This window comes from Halomonas sp. AOP7-B1-5 (assembly GCF_052353045.1).
Classification (GTDB): domain Bacteria; phylum Pseudomonadota; class Gammaproteobacteria; order Pseudomonadales; family Halomonadaceae; genus Vreelandella; species Vreelandella colorata.
Window position 1 is genome coordinate 78,524 of sequence record NZ_JBQTDC010000013.1, and the last position, 16,650, is coordinate 95,173.

A 16,650-nucleotide genomic window follows, 5' to 3' on the forward strand; every position below is an offset into this window, starting at 1 on the left:
CAGGTATCGACCTGAGGCTTTTCAGTTAAAGCGTAATAGCAGCGCTTGTGCCTAGACCTTTTGAGCTTTCTTCGAGATCAACCAGCGTAGCGTATCAATTATTGCAATGACGATCAGGCTGCCGCCCAGTACCGGCAAGGCGAATCCTAGCCCCACCATAATGGCAATCAAGCCCAGCTGAGTGGATAGGGGCAACATGATAAACAGTGCCGTCATGGTCTGCGCCTGGTTAACCGTGGTGCTTTTGATGCGCTGCCACCACATCCGATAACCCCACACAATCAGGAAAACCAGGGCGGCGGCAAACAGAGCCAACACCAGTTGATTGATCAGCCCAAAGAGGACACCCATGTGTAAATCGATGCCCCAACGGGTCAGCTTTGCCGCCAGAGGGAAGGTAGAAAAATCCGTTTGATCGAGAATCTGCATATCGCCGGGGTTCAGGGCGACCTGATCTACCTGGGTTGGCCAGCGGCGATCAATTTCAGCTACACGCCATGCTCGGCCTTCACTGGCAGGTGGCTCTATCTGAATCCTATCCGCCATTAACCCGGCACCTCTAGCCACCGACAGCGCCTGATCAAACCCTTCAGAGCTTGCGTACTCACCCACTTCGGGGGCACTACTCACGCCGTGGTCGGCATGCGTATCGTGATGGGCATGAGAGTTATCACTCGCCGAATTGTCAGGCGCCTGGAGCACAGTAGATACACTCGGCGTACCCCATCCCCAGGCTTGCCTTAGCTCGCCGATATTGCCTCCAGCCCACTGCGACCAGGTAAGCCCGGTGGCTGAAAAGAACAGCAGTCCGACAAGTGCCAGCGCACCCACGGTGGCGTGGTGGCGCCTGGGTTTCATGCGCGGGCTTTGACCGCTCAGCGCTTTACGGCGCGCGATCCACAGCATTAGCCCCAGCAGGGCAATAATCCATAGCCACGAGGCGGCCAGCTCGCTGTAAAGTCGTCCCGTATCGCCTAGCAGCAGGCTTCGATGAAATTGATCAATGGCGGTACGAAAAGGCAATATGCCGCTGGTGCCGTAAACCGTCATATCGCCTTTCACTTCAAGCGTTGCCGGGTCAACAAAAATAGCCCGATGCTCAGAAGGGCCAAGCGCTGAGTCGGCAAACATGACCCGTGTGGTGCTGTACGCATCCGGCGCGGGGCGAACTGCTGCCGGTAGTGTATCTTGCCCGGCAGCTAGTTGGGCGGTCTCAATTTGCCGAGCCAGTGGCTGCGCGGTGCCCGGCGTAGTCGCGGTTAACGCATCACGGTAAAGCCATGTTTCTACCGAAGGTGTTAACACGTATACGATGCCGGTCAAGGCCGCTACCAGTATAAAAGGTCCTATCAGTAAGCCTACGTAGAAGTGCATTCGCATTAATAGTGCAAAGAGAATTTTTCCACTTCGCCTAGGCGGTGCTGGGTGGGATTCTTTCTTTAACATCTTTTAACTTTCCCTAAGGGTTTAGAGCAGGTTTCTATAAATACACAGTGTGCAAAATTCTTAGCCATTTAAAATCTGCCTAAATAACTATAAGCAGCACGTTAAACAGCTTTTTTCAAACGCCGGGCTTAAAGTATGTGGTGCTATGTCGCATAAGATTCAGCACTTGTAGACTTATAAACCAGCCAATCATTTATTTCATAATGTAATAGCGGCCACCCACAGGACTGCTACAATAACGCCACTTATTAATGCCCTGAGGGCTGGATTGGATGGCGCTGTCTCGCTCAGCACGCTTACTCTACTACCGCTTTACGTTAGCGATGGCGTGGGTAGCCATGTGTCTGTTATTTGCGGGCCCGCTCATTTCTCAGTTGCAGGCCAGTCATAACGCCCACGGCCACCATGGTCATACTCATATTCAGCATGCCCACAGCCATGGGCACCCGGCTAGCGACGAACATTATGGCCACTCTGCCGATGAGCATGCCGGGCATCCTGTAGCCCACCAAGCCGAGCGTCCGCTGGTTAAGGCTATTGGCCTATCCCCGTCAAACGCCTTATCGGATTGGCACAATCAGTGCGGCTACTGTGAACTGTGGCAACACAGCCCGTCGCTTTCAATCGCGTTACCTGCCATTGCCAGTGGCGCTTTTTTGGCACTTGGTAGTGAGTTTCTTGCGCCTAAAGCTGGGGCGCTTTTTCAGTATAACTACCCGCATGCATTAACCCGCGGGCCGCCCTCTTTTATCTATGGCTGCTTAAAACATTATACGCGAGCAGTGTTGATAGTAACGCGAAACAGTAAAAAAGAAATAGGGCTGTTAAGCTTTTTTAAAGCATAACAAGGCTCGGCTTTAGTGCGCTTTTAACTATTTAAATAAACGACCAAATTATTTTCACTATTGTTTATTAAGATCAGTAATAATAGTTTTTCTTTATTGATCACCTTCCGCTTAAATTATCACTACCATCCCATTCTAGGGTTAAGACGATCCAACAAAATAAGGCAGCCACGACCCAGGGTCGGCATCCGAGTGCCACCAGGAAGCCAGTACTTAGAGCCAGTACTTAGAGCCAGGACGTAGCGTCGGTGCAAGCAACCACAAAATTTTTACCGAATAGCTAATGTAGCCTTTTATCTATATAACTACGCCCATCCCTTTACGCGAGCGCCATTGATGTTTCACTTCGTCGTTGCCATACCCTGCCTGATTGTTATCGCCCGCTACCTGGCGCCGCTCCGCTGGCCTCTCTGGTTCAAGATTGCACTCAGCGCCTTACTCCTGCTCATCTCACAGCACCACTTGCTGACGTATCTGGCCTTCGGCAGCATGTTTTCTCCCGAGGTTCCCAGAAGTATGGTGATGGCCATTAATTGGCTGTTCGGCACCATGCTTTTTCTGGCCGTGTTACAGCTCGTCGTTGACTTGATGGCGGTTCTCTTGATGGCGGTAAAGAGACGACGAATCGCAATTCCTGCCTTTCTACGTTACGCCATCGGGGTATTCGCGCTGGGAGTCGCGGCCTTTGCGGTCAATCAGGCGGCGCGCGTCCCGCCCATGAAGGAAGTCGAGGTGACCATTGGTGGGTTGCCCGCCCAGTTTGAGGGTTATCAAATTATTCATTTAACCGACCTGCATATCAGCCGGCTATTCGAGGCGCCCTGGGTTGAAGCCGTGGTCGCCAAAACCAACGCTTTGGCACCTGATTTGATCGTGATTACCGGTGACCTGATCGACGGCGACCTTGAAACCCGGCGGATGGATGTAGCGCCGCTTCAAGCGCTTTCAGCACCGGATGGCGTTTATGCAAGCCCCGGCAATCACGAATACTACTTTGGCTACGAGCAGTGGATGGCGCACTACCAATCATTAGGCATGCAGACGCTGGCTAACCAGCATGCCGTAATCACGCGAGACGGCGCCGATTTAGTGCTTGCTGGGATCACCGATTTACGCGCACCGCGTACCGGCTGGCCCGCACCGGATGTAGATGAGGCAATCGCTGGCGCCCCCGCCAACGCACCAATTATCCTGCTTGACCACCAGCCGTTTGATGCCGCCAGGGCAGCCGCCGCCGGGGTCGATTTGCAGCTTTCCGGCCACACCCACGGCGGCATGATTTGGGGGTTTGATCGTATTGTGGCCTTGGCCAATAACGGCTTTGTCTCGGGCTTTTACGATGTTGACGGAATGACGCTTTACGTCAACAACGGCACCGGCCTCTGGCCTGGGTTTGCACTGCGCCTGGGCAAGCCTTCAGAGCTCACTCGTATTACGCTGCGCCAGGGTTAAGGCACTGCTCGGCCCACTGTCGCACTTTTGGGTAGGCGCGCTGCTCGAACACGCCAAAGCCACCAAGGCTGCGCGCCTTGAGCGGGGTAAACACCGGCATACTCAAGCCGCACAAAAAGTGGGCTAGCCGCTGGCTGTTGGGTGGCTGGCCTACTTGTGTCGTATGGCGTTCGATAAAGGGCGCGGCGTAACGGGTAAAATCGGTGCCTTCCAGTGCCGGTAAAGGTGGCGCAGCAGGTAGCTGAACGCTATGCCCATAGCAGACCGAGCAGTGCCCGCATCGGCTATCTTCGTTGGCACTTAACGTGGTGTCGCCAAAGTGCTCGGCTAAACGCCGGGTCAGGCAGGTATCAGACTCAAACAGCGCCAGCATGGCTTGCAGCCGCTCGATCTCGCCCCGCTCTCGCGTTAAACACTCGTCATACAGCTGGCTCGCCAGCATCTCAAGGTTGAGTTCCGGTTGGCGGACGTCATATACGTCGGTCATCCGTTTGCCTTCCAGCGTCAGCCAGCCCTTATCCTGAAAGTACTCAAGGGCAGTGATCACACGGGCCCGCGAGGCATCGATGTGTTGCGCCTGGCCTGCCGACTGTAGCCGTTCAAAGTCCACGCTCCCCCAGGTGCGGGCAATCGGAATGTTATCGACCAGCAGGCGAACAAAGGCCGCCCGCTCGCCTTGAAAGCGTGCAACAAGCGCTTCGGAATCAGTGTGGTAGCGCAGCCGGTATTCTGCCAGAAAGGCAAAGCGTGGTGCGATGATGCCGTGTATTTCCAGGCGTACGAGCAGGGTTTTCAACGGCAGCAGCCGAATATTGGTATCGCGCGACAGCACATTGAGCAGCACTTCCCATTGGCGTTCTGGCGTGGCACCGGCAGCAGCGATCTCTTCAAGCAGGCGCACGATGCCCGCGTACTCCGGCGTATCGCCGTACACAAAGTTTTCCAGCACGCGCAAGCCATCGCGCCCTGCCATGGTTAAGCAAGTGGAAGGCAGGCCATCGCGCCCTGCCCGGCCGATTTCCTGGCTATAATTCTCGATGGATTTGGGCAGATCAAAGTGCACGACATTGCGAATATTGCCTTTATCGATGCCCATGCCAAACGCGATGGTGGCCACAATGCACGGCGACTCCCCATTCATAAACTGGCGCTGAATTTCATCCCGGCGGGCTGAATCAAGCCCCGCGTGATATGCCTGGGCGTTGATTCCCTGGGCAGCCAAGGCATTGGCTACCTGTTCGGCGGTTTGCTGCAAGGTGACATATATGATGCTGGGCGCTTCATTGCCCGGCTGCATTTGGGGTTTTAGCCAATCGATCAAATGTTGCTGGCGGTTACCCATCACCGGGTGCACCAGCAATTCAAGGTTGGGCCGATAGAAGCCCGTGGTAATCACATAGTTTGGATCAATGGCAAACTTCTCGCCCATATCAGCAATAACCGCAGGTGTGGCCGTAGCGGTCAGCAGCAATACCTGAGGGATCGCAAACTCGCGCTGGTACTCTGGCAACTTGAGATAGTCGGGGCGAAAGTTATGCCCCCATTCAGACAGGCAGTGAGCTTCATCGACCACTAACAGCGAAATATTCACCTGGCGCAGAAAGTTCCGGAAACGCTCGTTCTTGAGCCGCTCCACAGAGACCATCAGGATTTTCAGCTCGCCGCTTCTGGCGCGCTCCATTACATCACGCACGGTATCGCGGTCCTGAGTGGAATCGATACTTGCCGCCGCCACGCCGTGGCGGGTTAAAAAGGCGAGCTGATCCTGCATCAGCGCCAGTAGCGGCGACACCACCAGCGTCAAGTGCGGTAGATGCAGCGCGGGCAGCTGATAACACAGCGACTTCCCCGCACCGGTCGCGAAGATAGCCGCCGTGGAGTGGCCCTCCAACACCCGGGAGACCACGGCCTGCTGGCCGCCGCGAAAATCATCGAAACCGAATACTGATTGCAGCGTCTGTCGCGGAGAAGTTGAAGTCATGCGCCGTCCTAAAGTGGGGTTACGTCCTGAGCTAACACGCTACCGGTTTCAGGACGTTTTCACCAATCAAAGACGTACGACAGTAACGCTAGCCCCACTTCGCCCCTTTCAAGGCATCCAGGGGGATTTTCAGATAGCGCTTGCCGTTGGCTTCGGGCTCTGGCAAGCGCCCGCCTTGAGTGTTGACCTGCAGCGCGTGAAGCATCAGTTTCGGTATGGGCAGCTCGCTATCGCGCGTTTCGCGCAGGGCAATGTAATCTGCGGCACTGTTTCCCACTAAGTGCGGATTGGTGTCCCGCTGTTCAGCCACGCTGCTTTCCCATTTTGGCTCGCGGCCATCCGGCATATAGTCGTGGCCGGTAAACAGGCGGGTAGCCGCTGGCAGCGCAAGAATCGCCTGGATGGAATTCCATAACGCCTGGGCATCGCCACCGGGAAAGTCAGCCCGCGCGGTGCCGAAATCCGGCTGAAACAGAGTGTCATGCACAAACGCCGTATCGCCTATTACATAGGTAATTGAGGCCAACGTATGGCCTGGGGAATGCAATACTTTGGCGCTTAACTCCCCAATATTGAACGTATCGCCTGCCGCAAACAGCCTATCCCACTGACGGCCATCAGCGGGCATGTCTGGCCAGTGGTAAATCTCCTTCCACAGCGCCTGTACTTTCGTAATGTGCTCGCCAATCGCGGTGGGTGCGCCAGTTTTGTCTTTCAGATACTGCGCGGCAGAGAAGTGATCCGCATGCGGATGGGTATCCAGAATCCACTCTACCTTCAGATCGTGCTTTGCCACATAGGCAAGCAGTTCGTCGGCATGATGGGTGGCGGTGGCGCCGGACTTCTCGTCGAAATCCAGCACCGGGTCGATAATCGCGCATGCTCGCGAAACAGGGTCACTGACGATGTATTGAACGCTAAACGTACGCGGATCAAAAAAGCCTGCCACCACAGGCATCCCCTCACCCGTACTTGCTGAACGCGCAAACGTCTTCATGCTGTCTCCTGACGGATCAATAAGTGATAGTGCAATAGCCTACCACTTAGGCCAACAGGGTTATAACCATAGCCGTATAAAGAATATAAGGGCTATGGGTGGCTGCACGAATGTTTGCAGTAAAGCGTCGATTAAAACGCCTTTACCAGCGCAAAGCGCGGCTGAGTGTGGCCTTCTTTAGTGACAGTCTCGGTAAACATTTCAAGCGGACGCACCCACAGCCCGTACTCCCCATAAAGGGCGCGGTAGACCACTAGCGGTTCTTCGGTTTCGCTGTGCTGGGCGGTGCCGAGCACTTCGTAAAGTGCGCCTTTATAGTGGCGATAAATACCGGGAATGGGGGCGGTCATTGGCTTTCCTTTTGAGTGGCTGGCTGATTGGCTTTTTTGGCCAGGCGTTCGAGCACTTTGGAGGCCGCTACAAAGCCAAACGTGCCGGTGACGAAGGTAGCCGCGCCGAAGCCCGAGGCGCAGTCCAGGCGGGTGGCATTGCCGCTGCCGGGCTTTTGCAGGCACACTTCACCGTCGCTGCCGGGATACACCAGCTGCTCATCGGAGTAGACGCACTCGACCGAGAAGCGCCGCTTGGGATTACGCGAGAAGTTGTAATCCCGGCGCAGGCGCGAGCGCACTTTGGATAACAGCGGGTCGTGTTCGGTACGGGTTAAATCGGCCACCTGAATACGCGTAGGGTCGGTCTGACCACCGGCGGCACCGGTCACGGTAATCGGGATCTTGCGCCGCTTGCACCAGGCGATCAGCGCGGCCTTGGCGATAACGCTGTCGATGGCGTCCACCACATGATCGGCGTCATCGGGAATGCGCTCGGCCAGGTTAGTGGGCGTGACAAACGCCGTGTCGGCGACGATGTCGATTTCCGGCGCGATCAGGCGGCAGCGTTCGGCCAGCACGTCTACCTTGGGTTGGCCGATAGTGCCGTCCAGAGCGTGCAGCTGGCGGTTAACGTTGGACACACACACATCGTCCAGATCAATCAACGTGAGCTTGCCGATACCCGAGCGCGCCAGCGACTCAACTGCCCAGCTACCTACCCCGCCGACACCGACCACCACTACATGAGCATGACGAAACGCGGTGGCCGCGCGCTGCCCATAAAGGCGCCGAATGCCGCCAAAGCGAAATTCATAATCCTGCGAAGCTGGGCTTCCAGAGACAGAGTCGTTCGCAACTGAGCTAATAGCGGTTGAACCGGCAGAGGCCGGGTCAACATCTGGTGTTGCAGCGGAATTAACCGGAGGCGTAGAAGACATAGCAAACTCAATCTTTTAAGGCATTGGTAAGGCTGATGGCGCGCTTAGCGGCGGCGTACGAACGCTATCCAGCGGCAGGTGCCCCGCCCAACCCAAATGATGAAACAAGGTGGTCATAGTGTCATCGAGTGCACAGCTCACCTGTATCCGATTGGCCAGCACCGGATGGTCAAACGCCAGATAGGTGGCGGCCAATAACAGCCGTGGCGCGCTCAGCTTTTCAGCAAAAAACCGGTTGTGGATACTTTTGCCGTGCTTGGCATCGCCAATAATCGGGTAGCCGCGCCGCGATAGATGACGGCGAATTTGATGCCGCCGCCCGGTCAGCGGTTTCGCTTCTACCAGGGAATAGCGCGCAACCGGATAGCGGTCTACCTGAACGGGGAGCTCGACGCTATCCAGGCGGCGAATATCGGTCATGGCGGGCATCGCCGGCATTTCTGCCTTGGGCCGCGTGCCGTCCTCTTCGCGCAGCGGGTAATCCAGCCGGTCCTGCTCGGGCGCCTTGCCGCGCACGACCGCCAGGTAGCCCTTCTCGACATGCCGTTCACTAAACGCTTCGCTTAAAAGCCCTGCAACGGTTGAAGACAGCGCAAACACAATGGCGCCTGACGTGGGTCTATCCAACCGGTGCACAGGATAAACGCGCTGCCCTAACTGGTCGCGCAGCTGCTGTAGTAAAAACTGGGTTTCCCCACGCGCCAGCGCCGAGCGGTGTACCAAAAGCCCGGAGGGCTTATGCACCACAACAAGGTGCTCATCCTGGTAGAGGATTCTGAGGGGCAACATAGCGCGTCCTGGGGCAAAAACGAGCCGCTATTGTCGCGGCTTGGCCGACAGATGTCATCAACTGCCCGCTTATTATCCAGCCAATCGGCAGGGCAGTTTATCAAAAGCGGGATTGGCGGACTCGCTTTGAGACAGCTACCTTGAATAACAGCGCTTACATAGCGTTTCCATGGAACAGGAAAGGAGAAGTGCACATGCGTCTTGCAACCACACTAACCGGTATCGCGGCTTCATTACTGCTGGCATCAGCGGCTCATGCCAATGAGACCCTTGAGGTCGATATGCACAAGGTGAGCACCGATGGCGTTGAAGAGTCAATCGGTAGCGTATCGCTGGAAACCACCGACCATGGCTTACTGCTCACACCCTCGCTAAGTGGCCTGGAACCCGGTGTCTATGGTTTTCACGTTCACCAGAATGCCAGCTGTGAACCGGCTGAAAACGATGAAGGCGAAATGACCGCGGCACAAGCAGCCGGTGGCCACTATGATCCGGAAGAAACCGGCACGCACCAAGGCCCTTATGGCGACGGTCACCTGGGTGATTTACCCGTCTTAACCGTAAATGAAGATGGCGAAGCTAACCTACCCGTCCTCGCGCCGCGTTTGAGCATGGAAGACATGCCGGGCCGGGCGTTAATGATTCATGAAGGTGGCGACACCTATTCCGACGAGCCCCACCTGGGCGGTGGCGGCGGTCGTATGGCCTGTGGCGTCGTGGAGTCATAATAGTTGAGTCGTAATAGTAGAATCCTGAGGGTTCTGTCATAGCGCTTGATCAATAGCGGCGTCATTAAGTGGTGTATCAGCGGGCAGCCAATGGGCTGCTCGTTTTTTTGGATTAACGATAGGGTACTTATAGCCCACTAAAGTCTAGCAGCGCATCGGTTTATGACTCTGTACATTCTGCAAGGCTAAATAAGGCTCTGCCAGCGTATGCCAGAACCTACCTGTCACGTTAACTCCATCCTTCTGACCACTTTGGTGCCCTAAATGATTACATTTATTGTATCGATCCTGCTGCTGATCGTGGGCTATTTTACGTATGGCAAATTTGTCGAACGCGTTTTTGTAACTAATAGAAAGCGTCAGACACCCGCGTTTAGCATGCGGGATAACATCGATTACGTACCGATGAACACCACGCGTAACTCATTAATTCAATTACTTAATATTGCAGGTGTCGGGCCTATCTTCGGGCCAATCCTGGGTGCTCTGTATGGTCCGATAGCGTTTGTGTGGATCGTGATCGGCTGCATTTTTGCAGGCGCGGTGCACGACTACCTGACCGGTATGATCTCGATTCGTAACCACGGCGCTCACTTGCCCCAATTAGCCGGTAAGTTTTTGGGTAAGGCCATGAAGCATGTGGTGAACGGTTTTGCCATTTTGCTGCTGCTGTTGGTGGGTACAGTGTTTGTTACCTCGCCGGCAGCGCTGTTAAACAACATGACGCCGATCTCCCTTACTCTGATTATTCTGGCGATTTTTGCCTACTACTTGATTGCCACGCTGCTGCCTATTGATAAAGTGATTGGCCGCATCTACCCCTATTTCGGGGCGCTGTTGCTGTTCAGCGCTGCCGGTATCGGCATTGGTCTGGTGGTTACCGGCGCCCCGATTCCTGAGCTTTCGTTCCAGAATATGCATCCGGAAGGCGCCCCTATCTTCCCACTGCTGTTCTTGACCATTTCCTGCGGTGCGCTTTCGGGTTTTCACGCCACGCAAACACCGATTATTTCGCGCACCACTGAGAACGAAACTAACGGGCGCAAAATCTTTTACGGCATGATGATCACCGAAGGCGTTATCGCCATGATCTGGGCCGCGGCCGCGATGAGCCTGTTCCATGGTGACCAAAACCTTTCTGCGGTGCTGGCAGCTGGCGGCCCTGCTGCCGTGGTTAACGAAGTTGCCACCACCATGCTGGGCGCTGTCGGCGGTACACTGGCAGTATTGGGTGTTATCGTGCTACCGATCACCTCGGGCGACACCGCATTTCGTAGCGCACGCATGATTATTGCCGACTATCTGAAAATTGACCAACGCCCGATTATTAAGCGTCTGTTAATTGCCCTTCCGCTATTTGCGATGTCGTACATTCTGACCCATATGGACTTCACCCTGCTGTGGCGCTACTTCTCCTGGGCGAACCAGACTACAGCCGTGATTGCGCTATGGGTCGCGACAATGTATCTAGTGCTTTCGCGTAAGCCTTACCTGATCACATCGATTCCCGCGGTGTTTATGACCATGGCCACCTTTACCTATATCGCCTACGCGCCGATTGGATTTGGGCTTCCGCTTCAGTGGAGCTACGCCGCCGCTGCACTCGGCACGCTGGTGTGTATTGCGCTGTTTATGAAACGCGTACGCCGCTTAAGCCGTGCGACCTTTAAAGTTGATGAGGCTGCCGCTAACTTTACCGATGACGAAGTGTTAGCTTTTTCGTCTAAATAAGGCGTCCTCCACCTGACAGTAGACACTGCCAAGGAATTAATTAAGCGCTGATTTTTCAGCGCTTTTTTTATGCCTGTTGATTGCCGCGCGTTAATTCCCCTTTTATGTCGCTGTTCGTTTTGCTTACGTGCATATTGCCGCCCCGCCAAAAAACGTTATATCATAACGATTATTAACGATTTAGTGGCGCCGTAAGCGATGTTATCAATGTGCAGCGATCCTGTTTTATCCGTGCGTGACCTGCGCATAAAAATCGGCCGACAAACGGTTGTCGACGGCCTTTCTTTCGACGTGCTGCCTGACGAGCGCGTTTGCCTGCTAGGCGCGTCCGGGTCGGGTAAATCGTTCACCGCTAAAGCGGTGCTGGGGCTTTTACCCCCCAATGCCCAGGTGCAAGGCAGCATTCGTATTCAGGGACGCGAAGTCATTCGAACGCCCGCCGCACGACGCCGAAACGATGCCCGGGTGTCGATGGTCTTTCAAGATTCTCTCGCGGCGCTCAATCCCCTGGTCACGGTAGGCTCTCAGCTACGCGAGCCGTTTTCGCGCCACCATGGTTTATCACGCAAGGCCGCCGACCAGGCTGCCATGGCTCTACTTGAAGCCATGGTCCTGGATGATTGCCAACGATTGATAAGGCGAACTCCGGCGGAGCTTTCCGGCGGGCAACGCCAGCGTGTCTGCATTGCGCTGGCGATGGCCTGTAAAACCGCCTTGATGGTCGCTGATGAGCCCACCACCGCGTTGGACGTGGTCACTCAGGCCCAGGTATTACGCGCCTTGCGTGAACATACAGGCACCTCGAACACCGCGTTGCTGTTTATTACCCACGACCTTCACGCGGCAGCGCAGCTCTGCCAGCGGGCCGTGATTATTGAACGTGGCGTGATGATTGAAAGCGGCGCGCTGGACACCCTGATTACTACTCCCCAGCATCGTTTCACCCAAGAGCTGGTGGCTGCCGCACACAGCGTACAGCCCACAGAACTAACCAATGCTGCCGAGCCAATGCCCGTTGACTACCTAAAGAGTGCCTAGATGCAGCGCGCGATCCCCTTTAATAGCCGATCCGTTTTTAATGGCCGACCCATTTCTAATAGCCTGGCAGTGGTGAGCGGAAAAGCCGCTTTCCTCTCGGCACGCGGACTCAACAAGAGCGTCTCGCTACCCCGCGAGGTGTTTTGGCGTGCAGGCGAGCGCAAGCAGGTAATGAACGATATTGATCTCACGCTTTATCCTGGCGAACGCGTGGGGTTAGTGGGCTTATCAGGCTCGGGTAAAACTACCCTGTTGCGCTCGCTTTTAGCGATTGAAGCGCCGGATAGCGGCTCGATTACCTGTGAACAGAAAGATGTGCGCCCTGCTTCGACAGCCAAGCTCCGCTGGTACCGCCAAGCGGTTCAGTACATCCCTCAGGACCCGGCTTCCTCGCTGGACCCACGAATGAGCGTTCGCGCCCTGGTCGCCGAGCCGCTGATTCGCCTCAAGGTAGATTGCGACCCGGTTGAGCGGGCTTGCGAAGCGTTAGAGAACGTTGGCCTGGATGCGTGTTTTTTGGATCGCAAGCCTCATGAGCTTTCCGGCGGCCAGGCACAGCGGGTGGCTATTGCGCGTGCCATTGCCACCCGCCCGCGCTATTTATTGGCCGATGAGCCGCTCAGCGGTCTCGACTTGCCGGTTCGCACCCAGGTAATCAACGTACTCAGAAAGCTGTGTGATGAGAATGGCACCGGGCTTTTGATGGTGTCGCATGACTTATCAGTGGTCGCCAAGCTATGCCAGCGCACGCTGGTGATGGATAACGGCAATATCGTCGAAGACCGCCCCACTGCTGAGCTATGGCGTAACCCTCGCCATACGGTCACGCGGGATTTAATTAACGCCGTCTCCCAACTGCCTACCTGTGCTTATCCGGACTGCAACGCCGCTGAGGTAGACACGCTTTTATAAACGTTCACGATCAACCGCCAGGCACTTTTCACCCCCTTCGCCCAGTGAAGCGCTTAGGTATTGTCCTACCGCGCCTGGGCAATCGCTTGCCTGTTAATCACTTTCCCCTAGGAGATTTTTCGATGTTCCGCCACCCACGACGCCATTCCCCACGCCTCTCCCTGCGCCTTTCTCTTCCAATTGCCCTAGCTGCCCCGTTGCTGCTTGCCGGTTGTTTTGAAGAACAGCGCGACACCAACTCATCCGAAGTTGGCACGCGTATTAACGTGGCCATGCTTCAGCCACCGCGCTCTGGGTTAACGCCGCTGTCTGACGATGCCTTCAAGCTTTCGCGATGGAGCAATGCTGAAACCTTGATTCGACTCGATGCCAACAGCGACCCTCAGCCGTTTCTGGCGACCGAGTGGGAACAGCTTGATTCGAAAACCTGGCGGTTTGTGATTCGCGATGGCGTCGTGTTCCATGATGGTACAGCGCTAACGGCGGGAGACGTGGTGAACTCTCTCAAGGCGGCAACTCAGGCAACGCCCAAGCCGCGTATTCTAGATGGGGTCAATATGACCATCGAAGCCGATGGCGATAACGCGGTGATTGTGCGTACAGAAAAAGACGACCCGCTGATCCCTAACCGCCTTTCCAGCCCGCAGCTGGCGATTTTAGCCGCCAAGGCGTATGGCGATGATGGTCGGGTCAACCCTATCGAAGCGGGCACCGGCCCGTTCGTCTTAACAGAGATCAACGGCACCACCAGCGCCAAGCTTGACCGCTTTGACGATTACTGGGGCGAACCTGCGGCGGTGGCCGGTATTGATGCCGACTATGTGCCCGATGGTACCGCACGAGCAGCCTCCTTAAGAACCGGTGTGGCTGATGTGGTTGAGGCCATTCCAGTCTCCCAAGTCGCCCTTCTTGATCCTGAGCGTGTACACGAAGTGCCAATGCCGCGCACCAATACGCTGTACCTCAATACTCAGACTGGCCCGCTGGCCGACCCAGCCCTGCGCGCAGCGATTCGTGAAGCGATTGACCGCCCGTCAATTGTAAACACCGTCTACGAAGGTCGTGCCGATATTGCCGAGGGCTTGCTTGGCCCGGCACTTGCCTGGGCAAACGGCATCCGCCAACCGATCGAGAATCGCGCCGCGCCCGCCGAGCCGAACGGTGCTGAGATCACCCTAGCCACCTTTACCGACCGCGCTGAGCTTCCCGAAGTCGCCGTTCTACTCGAACAGCAGCTAACCCGCGCGGGCTTTAACGTTAGCCAGGAAGTGCGTGAGTACGCTCATATTGAAGCTGATGCGCTGGCAGGTGAATTCGATGCGTTTATTCTCTCCCGAGCGACGGTACTCGACTCTGGCGACCCGGTTGCCTATATGTTTAGCGACTTCGCCTGCGCAGGCTCGTTTAATATCGCTCAGCTATGCGACTCTGCTGTGGATGAAGCGCTAGCAACTGCCTCCGAGCTACCCACAGGGGATGCGCGACGCCAGGCTATTATCGATGTAGAAGCGGCTATTTTGCGCACCGATGCAGCGATTCCCATGCTGCATGAGCGCGTTATTCAGGGCGAGTCGGCACGCGTTGCCAATGCCGAACGCGACCCGCGCGAGCGTACGCTAATCACGGAAAAAACCACACTCGATATTGATAGCGAGTCCTAAGGGCACACCACGTATGACTATCGCGACACCGCGGCGCCTTTGGCGCCGCCTGCGCCTCGAGCCTTTTATCCCGCTGGTCTCACGGTTGGTAACGCTTGGAGGAGTGGTGGTTTTGGTTGGGCTCTTGCCGTGGCTCTCAGGGCGGGATCCGGCGCTGAGCATTTTGCGGGCGCGCTCGGCCGAACAGGAAGCCACGCCCGAAGCCCTGGCCGCCATTCGCGCCCAGCTTGGCCTGGAGCTTGGTCCGTTTGAAAAGCTGCAAAGCTGGCTGATGGGGTTGATGCATGGCGATGCGGGCAACTCCTGGATCTCCGGCGCGCCCGTCCTGCCTGGTATGTTGAAAAGCGCGCAGGTATCGATCACCTTGATGGCGTTTGGCATGCTGGTAGCGGTCATCACGGCCATCCTTATCTGCGTGCCGGTGGTTCACCGAGGCCTTAACGGCCGGGTACGCCGCTCATCCGGCGCAATGGGTGCGACGTTGACCGCCCTGCCTGAATTTTTGCTTGCGTCTGTGCTGCTGGTCATTTTTGCCGCCTGGCTTAACTGGCTACCGCCTTACGGCTGGCGAGGTTTAAGCTATGTAGTACTGCCCGCTTTTGCGCTGGGTTTACCGGCAGGGGGGTTATTGGGCAGGCTGTTTAGTGATGGCCTGGCGGTTACGTTTACCGAGCGCTGGGTGGCAACCTGGAGCGTGGCGGGATTTTCACGCAGCCGGATTACGTTGGCAGCATTAAGGCGAACCCTGCCCAGCCTGATGCCCCAGGTAGGTATGGTGATGGTGGCCTTGACCGGCGGCGCGATTGCCGTCGAGCAAGTGTTTTCCATTCCAGGGCTTGGCCGGGCAACCCTCGGGGCGGCTTCAGCACAGGACTTGCCGGCACTGCAAACCGGGATCCTTATTCTGCTGGTGATTGCGATTATGCTGGGCAGCTTGGCCAATATTGCCCGCGCGCTGCTGCTGGGTCGTGCATTTCGCCTTGGCGCGCTACCGGTGGCACATAGCGAGCATCACGCCCAGCGAGGCGCGTGGGCAGTACCTGCGGTGGCTATTACTCTGCTGTGCGTGCTGGTAGTTACCGGTATTACCCGCGACCCGTTCAGCTCGGCATTTATGCGTCTTGAGCCGCCAAGCTGGGCGCTGCCTTTAGGCGCGGACGGCACCGGGCACGATATTCTGGCACGCGTTGCCCACGGAGCACTTTCCACCATGGGCATGGCCGTAGTGGTTGTCTGTTTGTCGCTGCTGCTCGGGCTTCTCATTGGGCTGGCGCCAAGGTTTGCAACCGGCCCGATTGAAATCACCAAGGCCACTCCGCCCACTATTGCGGGGCTTATTGTGGCGGGTTTGGCGGGGCCTAGCGCCGGCGGCGCCATTATTGCCGTCACTGCCGTTGCCTGGGCACCATTGGCGGCACACACGGCGGCGCTGGTAGCAGAAGTCAAAGCTCAGCCCCACGTGCGGATTACGCCTATTTTAGGTGTCGGGCATTTTCGCTTGATGAGCCGGTATGTTCTGCCGGCCGTTCTGGGCCCGGTGTTCCGCCACGCCATGCTGCGCTTACCGGGCGTGGCCCTTGCCCTTGCTGCACTGGGGTTTCTGGGCCTAGGCCCACGCCCTCCCTCACCTGAGTGGGGATTAATCCTGGCGGAAGGCATGCCGTATATAGAGCGAGCGCCCTGGGCGGTGCTGATCCCTGCGCTGGCGCTGATTCTGCTTTCTATCCTCGCCGTATCGCTTTCAAGCATTGTCGGTGTCAGGAAATCACTTCGCTAGATCACTTCGCCACAGGTTTCAGG

At 56.4% G+C, this 16,650-nt stretch carries 14 protein-coding genes; 8 read left to right on the top strand and 6 right to left on the bottom strand.

Going from position 1 to position 16,650, the window contains the following annotated elements; all coding sequences use genetic code 11:
- Positions 1–51 precede the first annotated feature (51 nt).
- Entirely contained in the window at positions 52–1,446 is a 1,395-nt protein-coding gene (locus ACT3XD_RS08880) for a PepSY-associated TM helix domain-containing protein (RefSeq protein WP_318782774.1), read from the bottom strand.
- 272 nt (positions 1,447–1,718) lie between these two features.
- On the opposite strand from ACT3XD_RS08880, the gene ACT3XD_RS08885 reads away from it, so the two are divergent.
- Together ACT3XD_RS08885 and ACT3XD_RS08890 are read left to right on the top strand one after the other, a co-directional pair.
- A complete protein-coding gene (locus ACT3XD_RS08885) occupies positions 1,719–2,291 on the top strand; it encodes a DUF2946 domain-containing protein (protein ID WP_192539123.1) in 573 nt (190 codons plus the stop codon).
- A 336-nt stretch (positions 2,292–2,627) separates the two neighbouring features.
- Positions 2,628–3,743 carry a metallophosphoesterase gene (locus ACT3XD_RS08890; protein WP_192539124.1) on the top strand — a complete coding sequence of 372 codons (1,116 nt, stop codon included), beginning with the start codon at positions 2,628–2,630 and terminating at the stop codon, positions 3,741–3,743.
- Here the strand turns inward: ACT3XD_RS08890 and ACT3XD_RS08895 are convergent.
- From ACT3XD_RS08895 to ACT3XD_RS08915, 5 genes are all read right to left on the bottom strand, one after another.
- Positions 3,724–5,724, bottom strand: a complete 2,001-nt coding sequence (locus ACT3XD_RS08895) for a RecQ family ATP-dependent DNA helicase (protein WP_192539125.1) — start codon at positions 5,722–5,724, stop codon at positions 3,724–3,726. The two genes, ACT3XD_RS08890 and ACT3XD_RS08895, sit on opposite strands and share 20 nt — an antisense overlap.
- Positions 5,725–5,812: 88 nt before the next feature.
- The gene (locus tag ACT3XD_RS08900) at positions 5,813–6,721 is read right to left on the bottom strand and encodes an MBL fold metallo-hydrolase (protein ID WP_192539126.1); all 909 of its coding nucleotides are present in this window, start codon (positions 6,719–6,721) and stop codon (positions 5,813–5,815) included.
- Between the two features lie 131 nt (positions 6,722–6,852).
- Positions 6,853–7,071 (bottom strand): DUF1653 domain-containing protein, encoded by a 219-nt coding sequence (locus ACT3XD_RS08905; protein WP_192539127.1) that lies wholly within the window; start codon positions 7,069–7,071, stop codon positions 6,853–6,855.
- Complete coding sequence (gene tcdA / locus ACT3XD_RS08910) at positions 7,068–7,991, bottom strand: tRNA cyclic N6-threonylcarbamoyladenosine(37) synthase TcdA (protein ID WP_225736260.1); 924 nt, start codon at positions 7,989–7,991, stop codon at positions 7,068–7,070. The genes ACT3XD_RS08905 and tcdA overlap by 4 nt, the downstream gene beginning before the upstream one ends.
- A gap of 15 nt (positions 7,992–8,006) precedes the next feature.
- Positions 8,007–8,780 (bottom strand): pseudouridine synthase, encoded by a 774-nt coding sequence (locus ACT3XD_RS08915; RefSeq protein WP_018918207.1) that lies wholly within the window; start codon positions 8,778–8,780, stop codon positions 8,007–8,009.
- A gap of 194 nt (positions 8,781–8,974) precedes the next feature.
- Between ACT3XD_RS08915 and sodC the strand changes: the two genes are divergently transcribed.
- The 6 genes from sodC to ACT3XD_RS08945 all read left to right on the top strand — a co-directional run bounded on the left by sodC (position 8,975) and on the right by ACT3XD_RS08945 (position 16,627).
- Positions 8,975–9,508 carry a superoxide dismutase family protein gene (sodC, locus tag ACT3XD_RS08920; protein WP_192539128.1) on the top strand — a complete coding sequence of 178 codons (534 nt, stop codon included), beginning with the start codon at positions 8,975–8,977 and terminating at the stop codon, positions 9,506–9,508.
- A 264-nt stretch (positions 9,509–9,772) separates the two neighbouring features.
- The gene (locus ACT3XD_RS08925) at positions 9,773–11,239 is read left to right on the top strand and encodes a carbon starvation CstA family protein (protein ID WP_192539129.1); all 1,467 of its coding nucleotides are present in this window, start codon (positions 9,773–9,775) and stop codon (positions 11,237–11,239) included.
- Between the two features lie 207 nt (positions 11,240–11,446).
- Complete coding sequence (locus ACT3XD_RS08930; RefSeq protein WP_192539130.1) at positions 11,447–12,277, top strand: ATP-binding cassette domain-containing protein; 831 nt, start codon at positions 11,447–11,449, stop codon at positions 12,275–12,277.
- The gene (locus tag ACT3XD_RS08935; protein WP_192539131.1) at positions 12,278–13,189 is read left to right on the top strand and encodes an ABC transporter ATP-binding protein; all 912 of its coding nucleotides are present in this window, start codon (positions 12,278–12,280) and stop codon (positions 13,187–13,189) included.
- Between the two features lie 122 nt (positions 13,190–13,311).
- The gene (locus tag ACT3XD_RS08940) at positions 13,312–14,850 is read left to right on the top strand and encodes an ABC transporter substrate-binding protein (protein WP_192539132.1); all 1,539 of its coding nucleotides are present in this window, start codon (positions 13,312–13,314) and stop codon (positions 14,848–14,850) included.
- Between the two features lie 13 nt (positions 14,851–14,863).
- Positions 14,864–16,627 (top strand): ABC transporter permease subunit, encoded by a 1,764-nt coding sequence (locus tag ACT3XD_RS08945; protein ID WP_192539133.1) that lies wholly within the window; start codon positions 14,864–14,866, stop codon positions 16,625–16,627.
- Positions 16,628–16,650 lie beyond the last annotated feature (23 nt).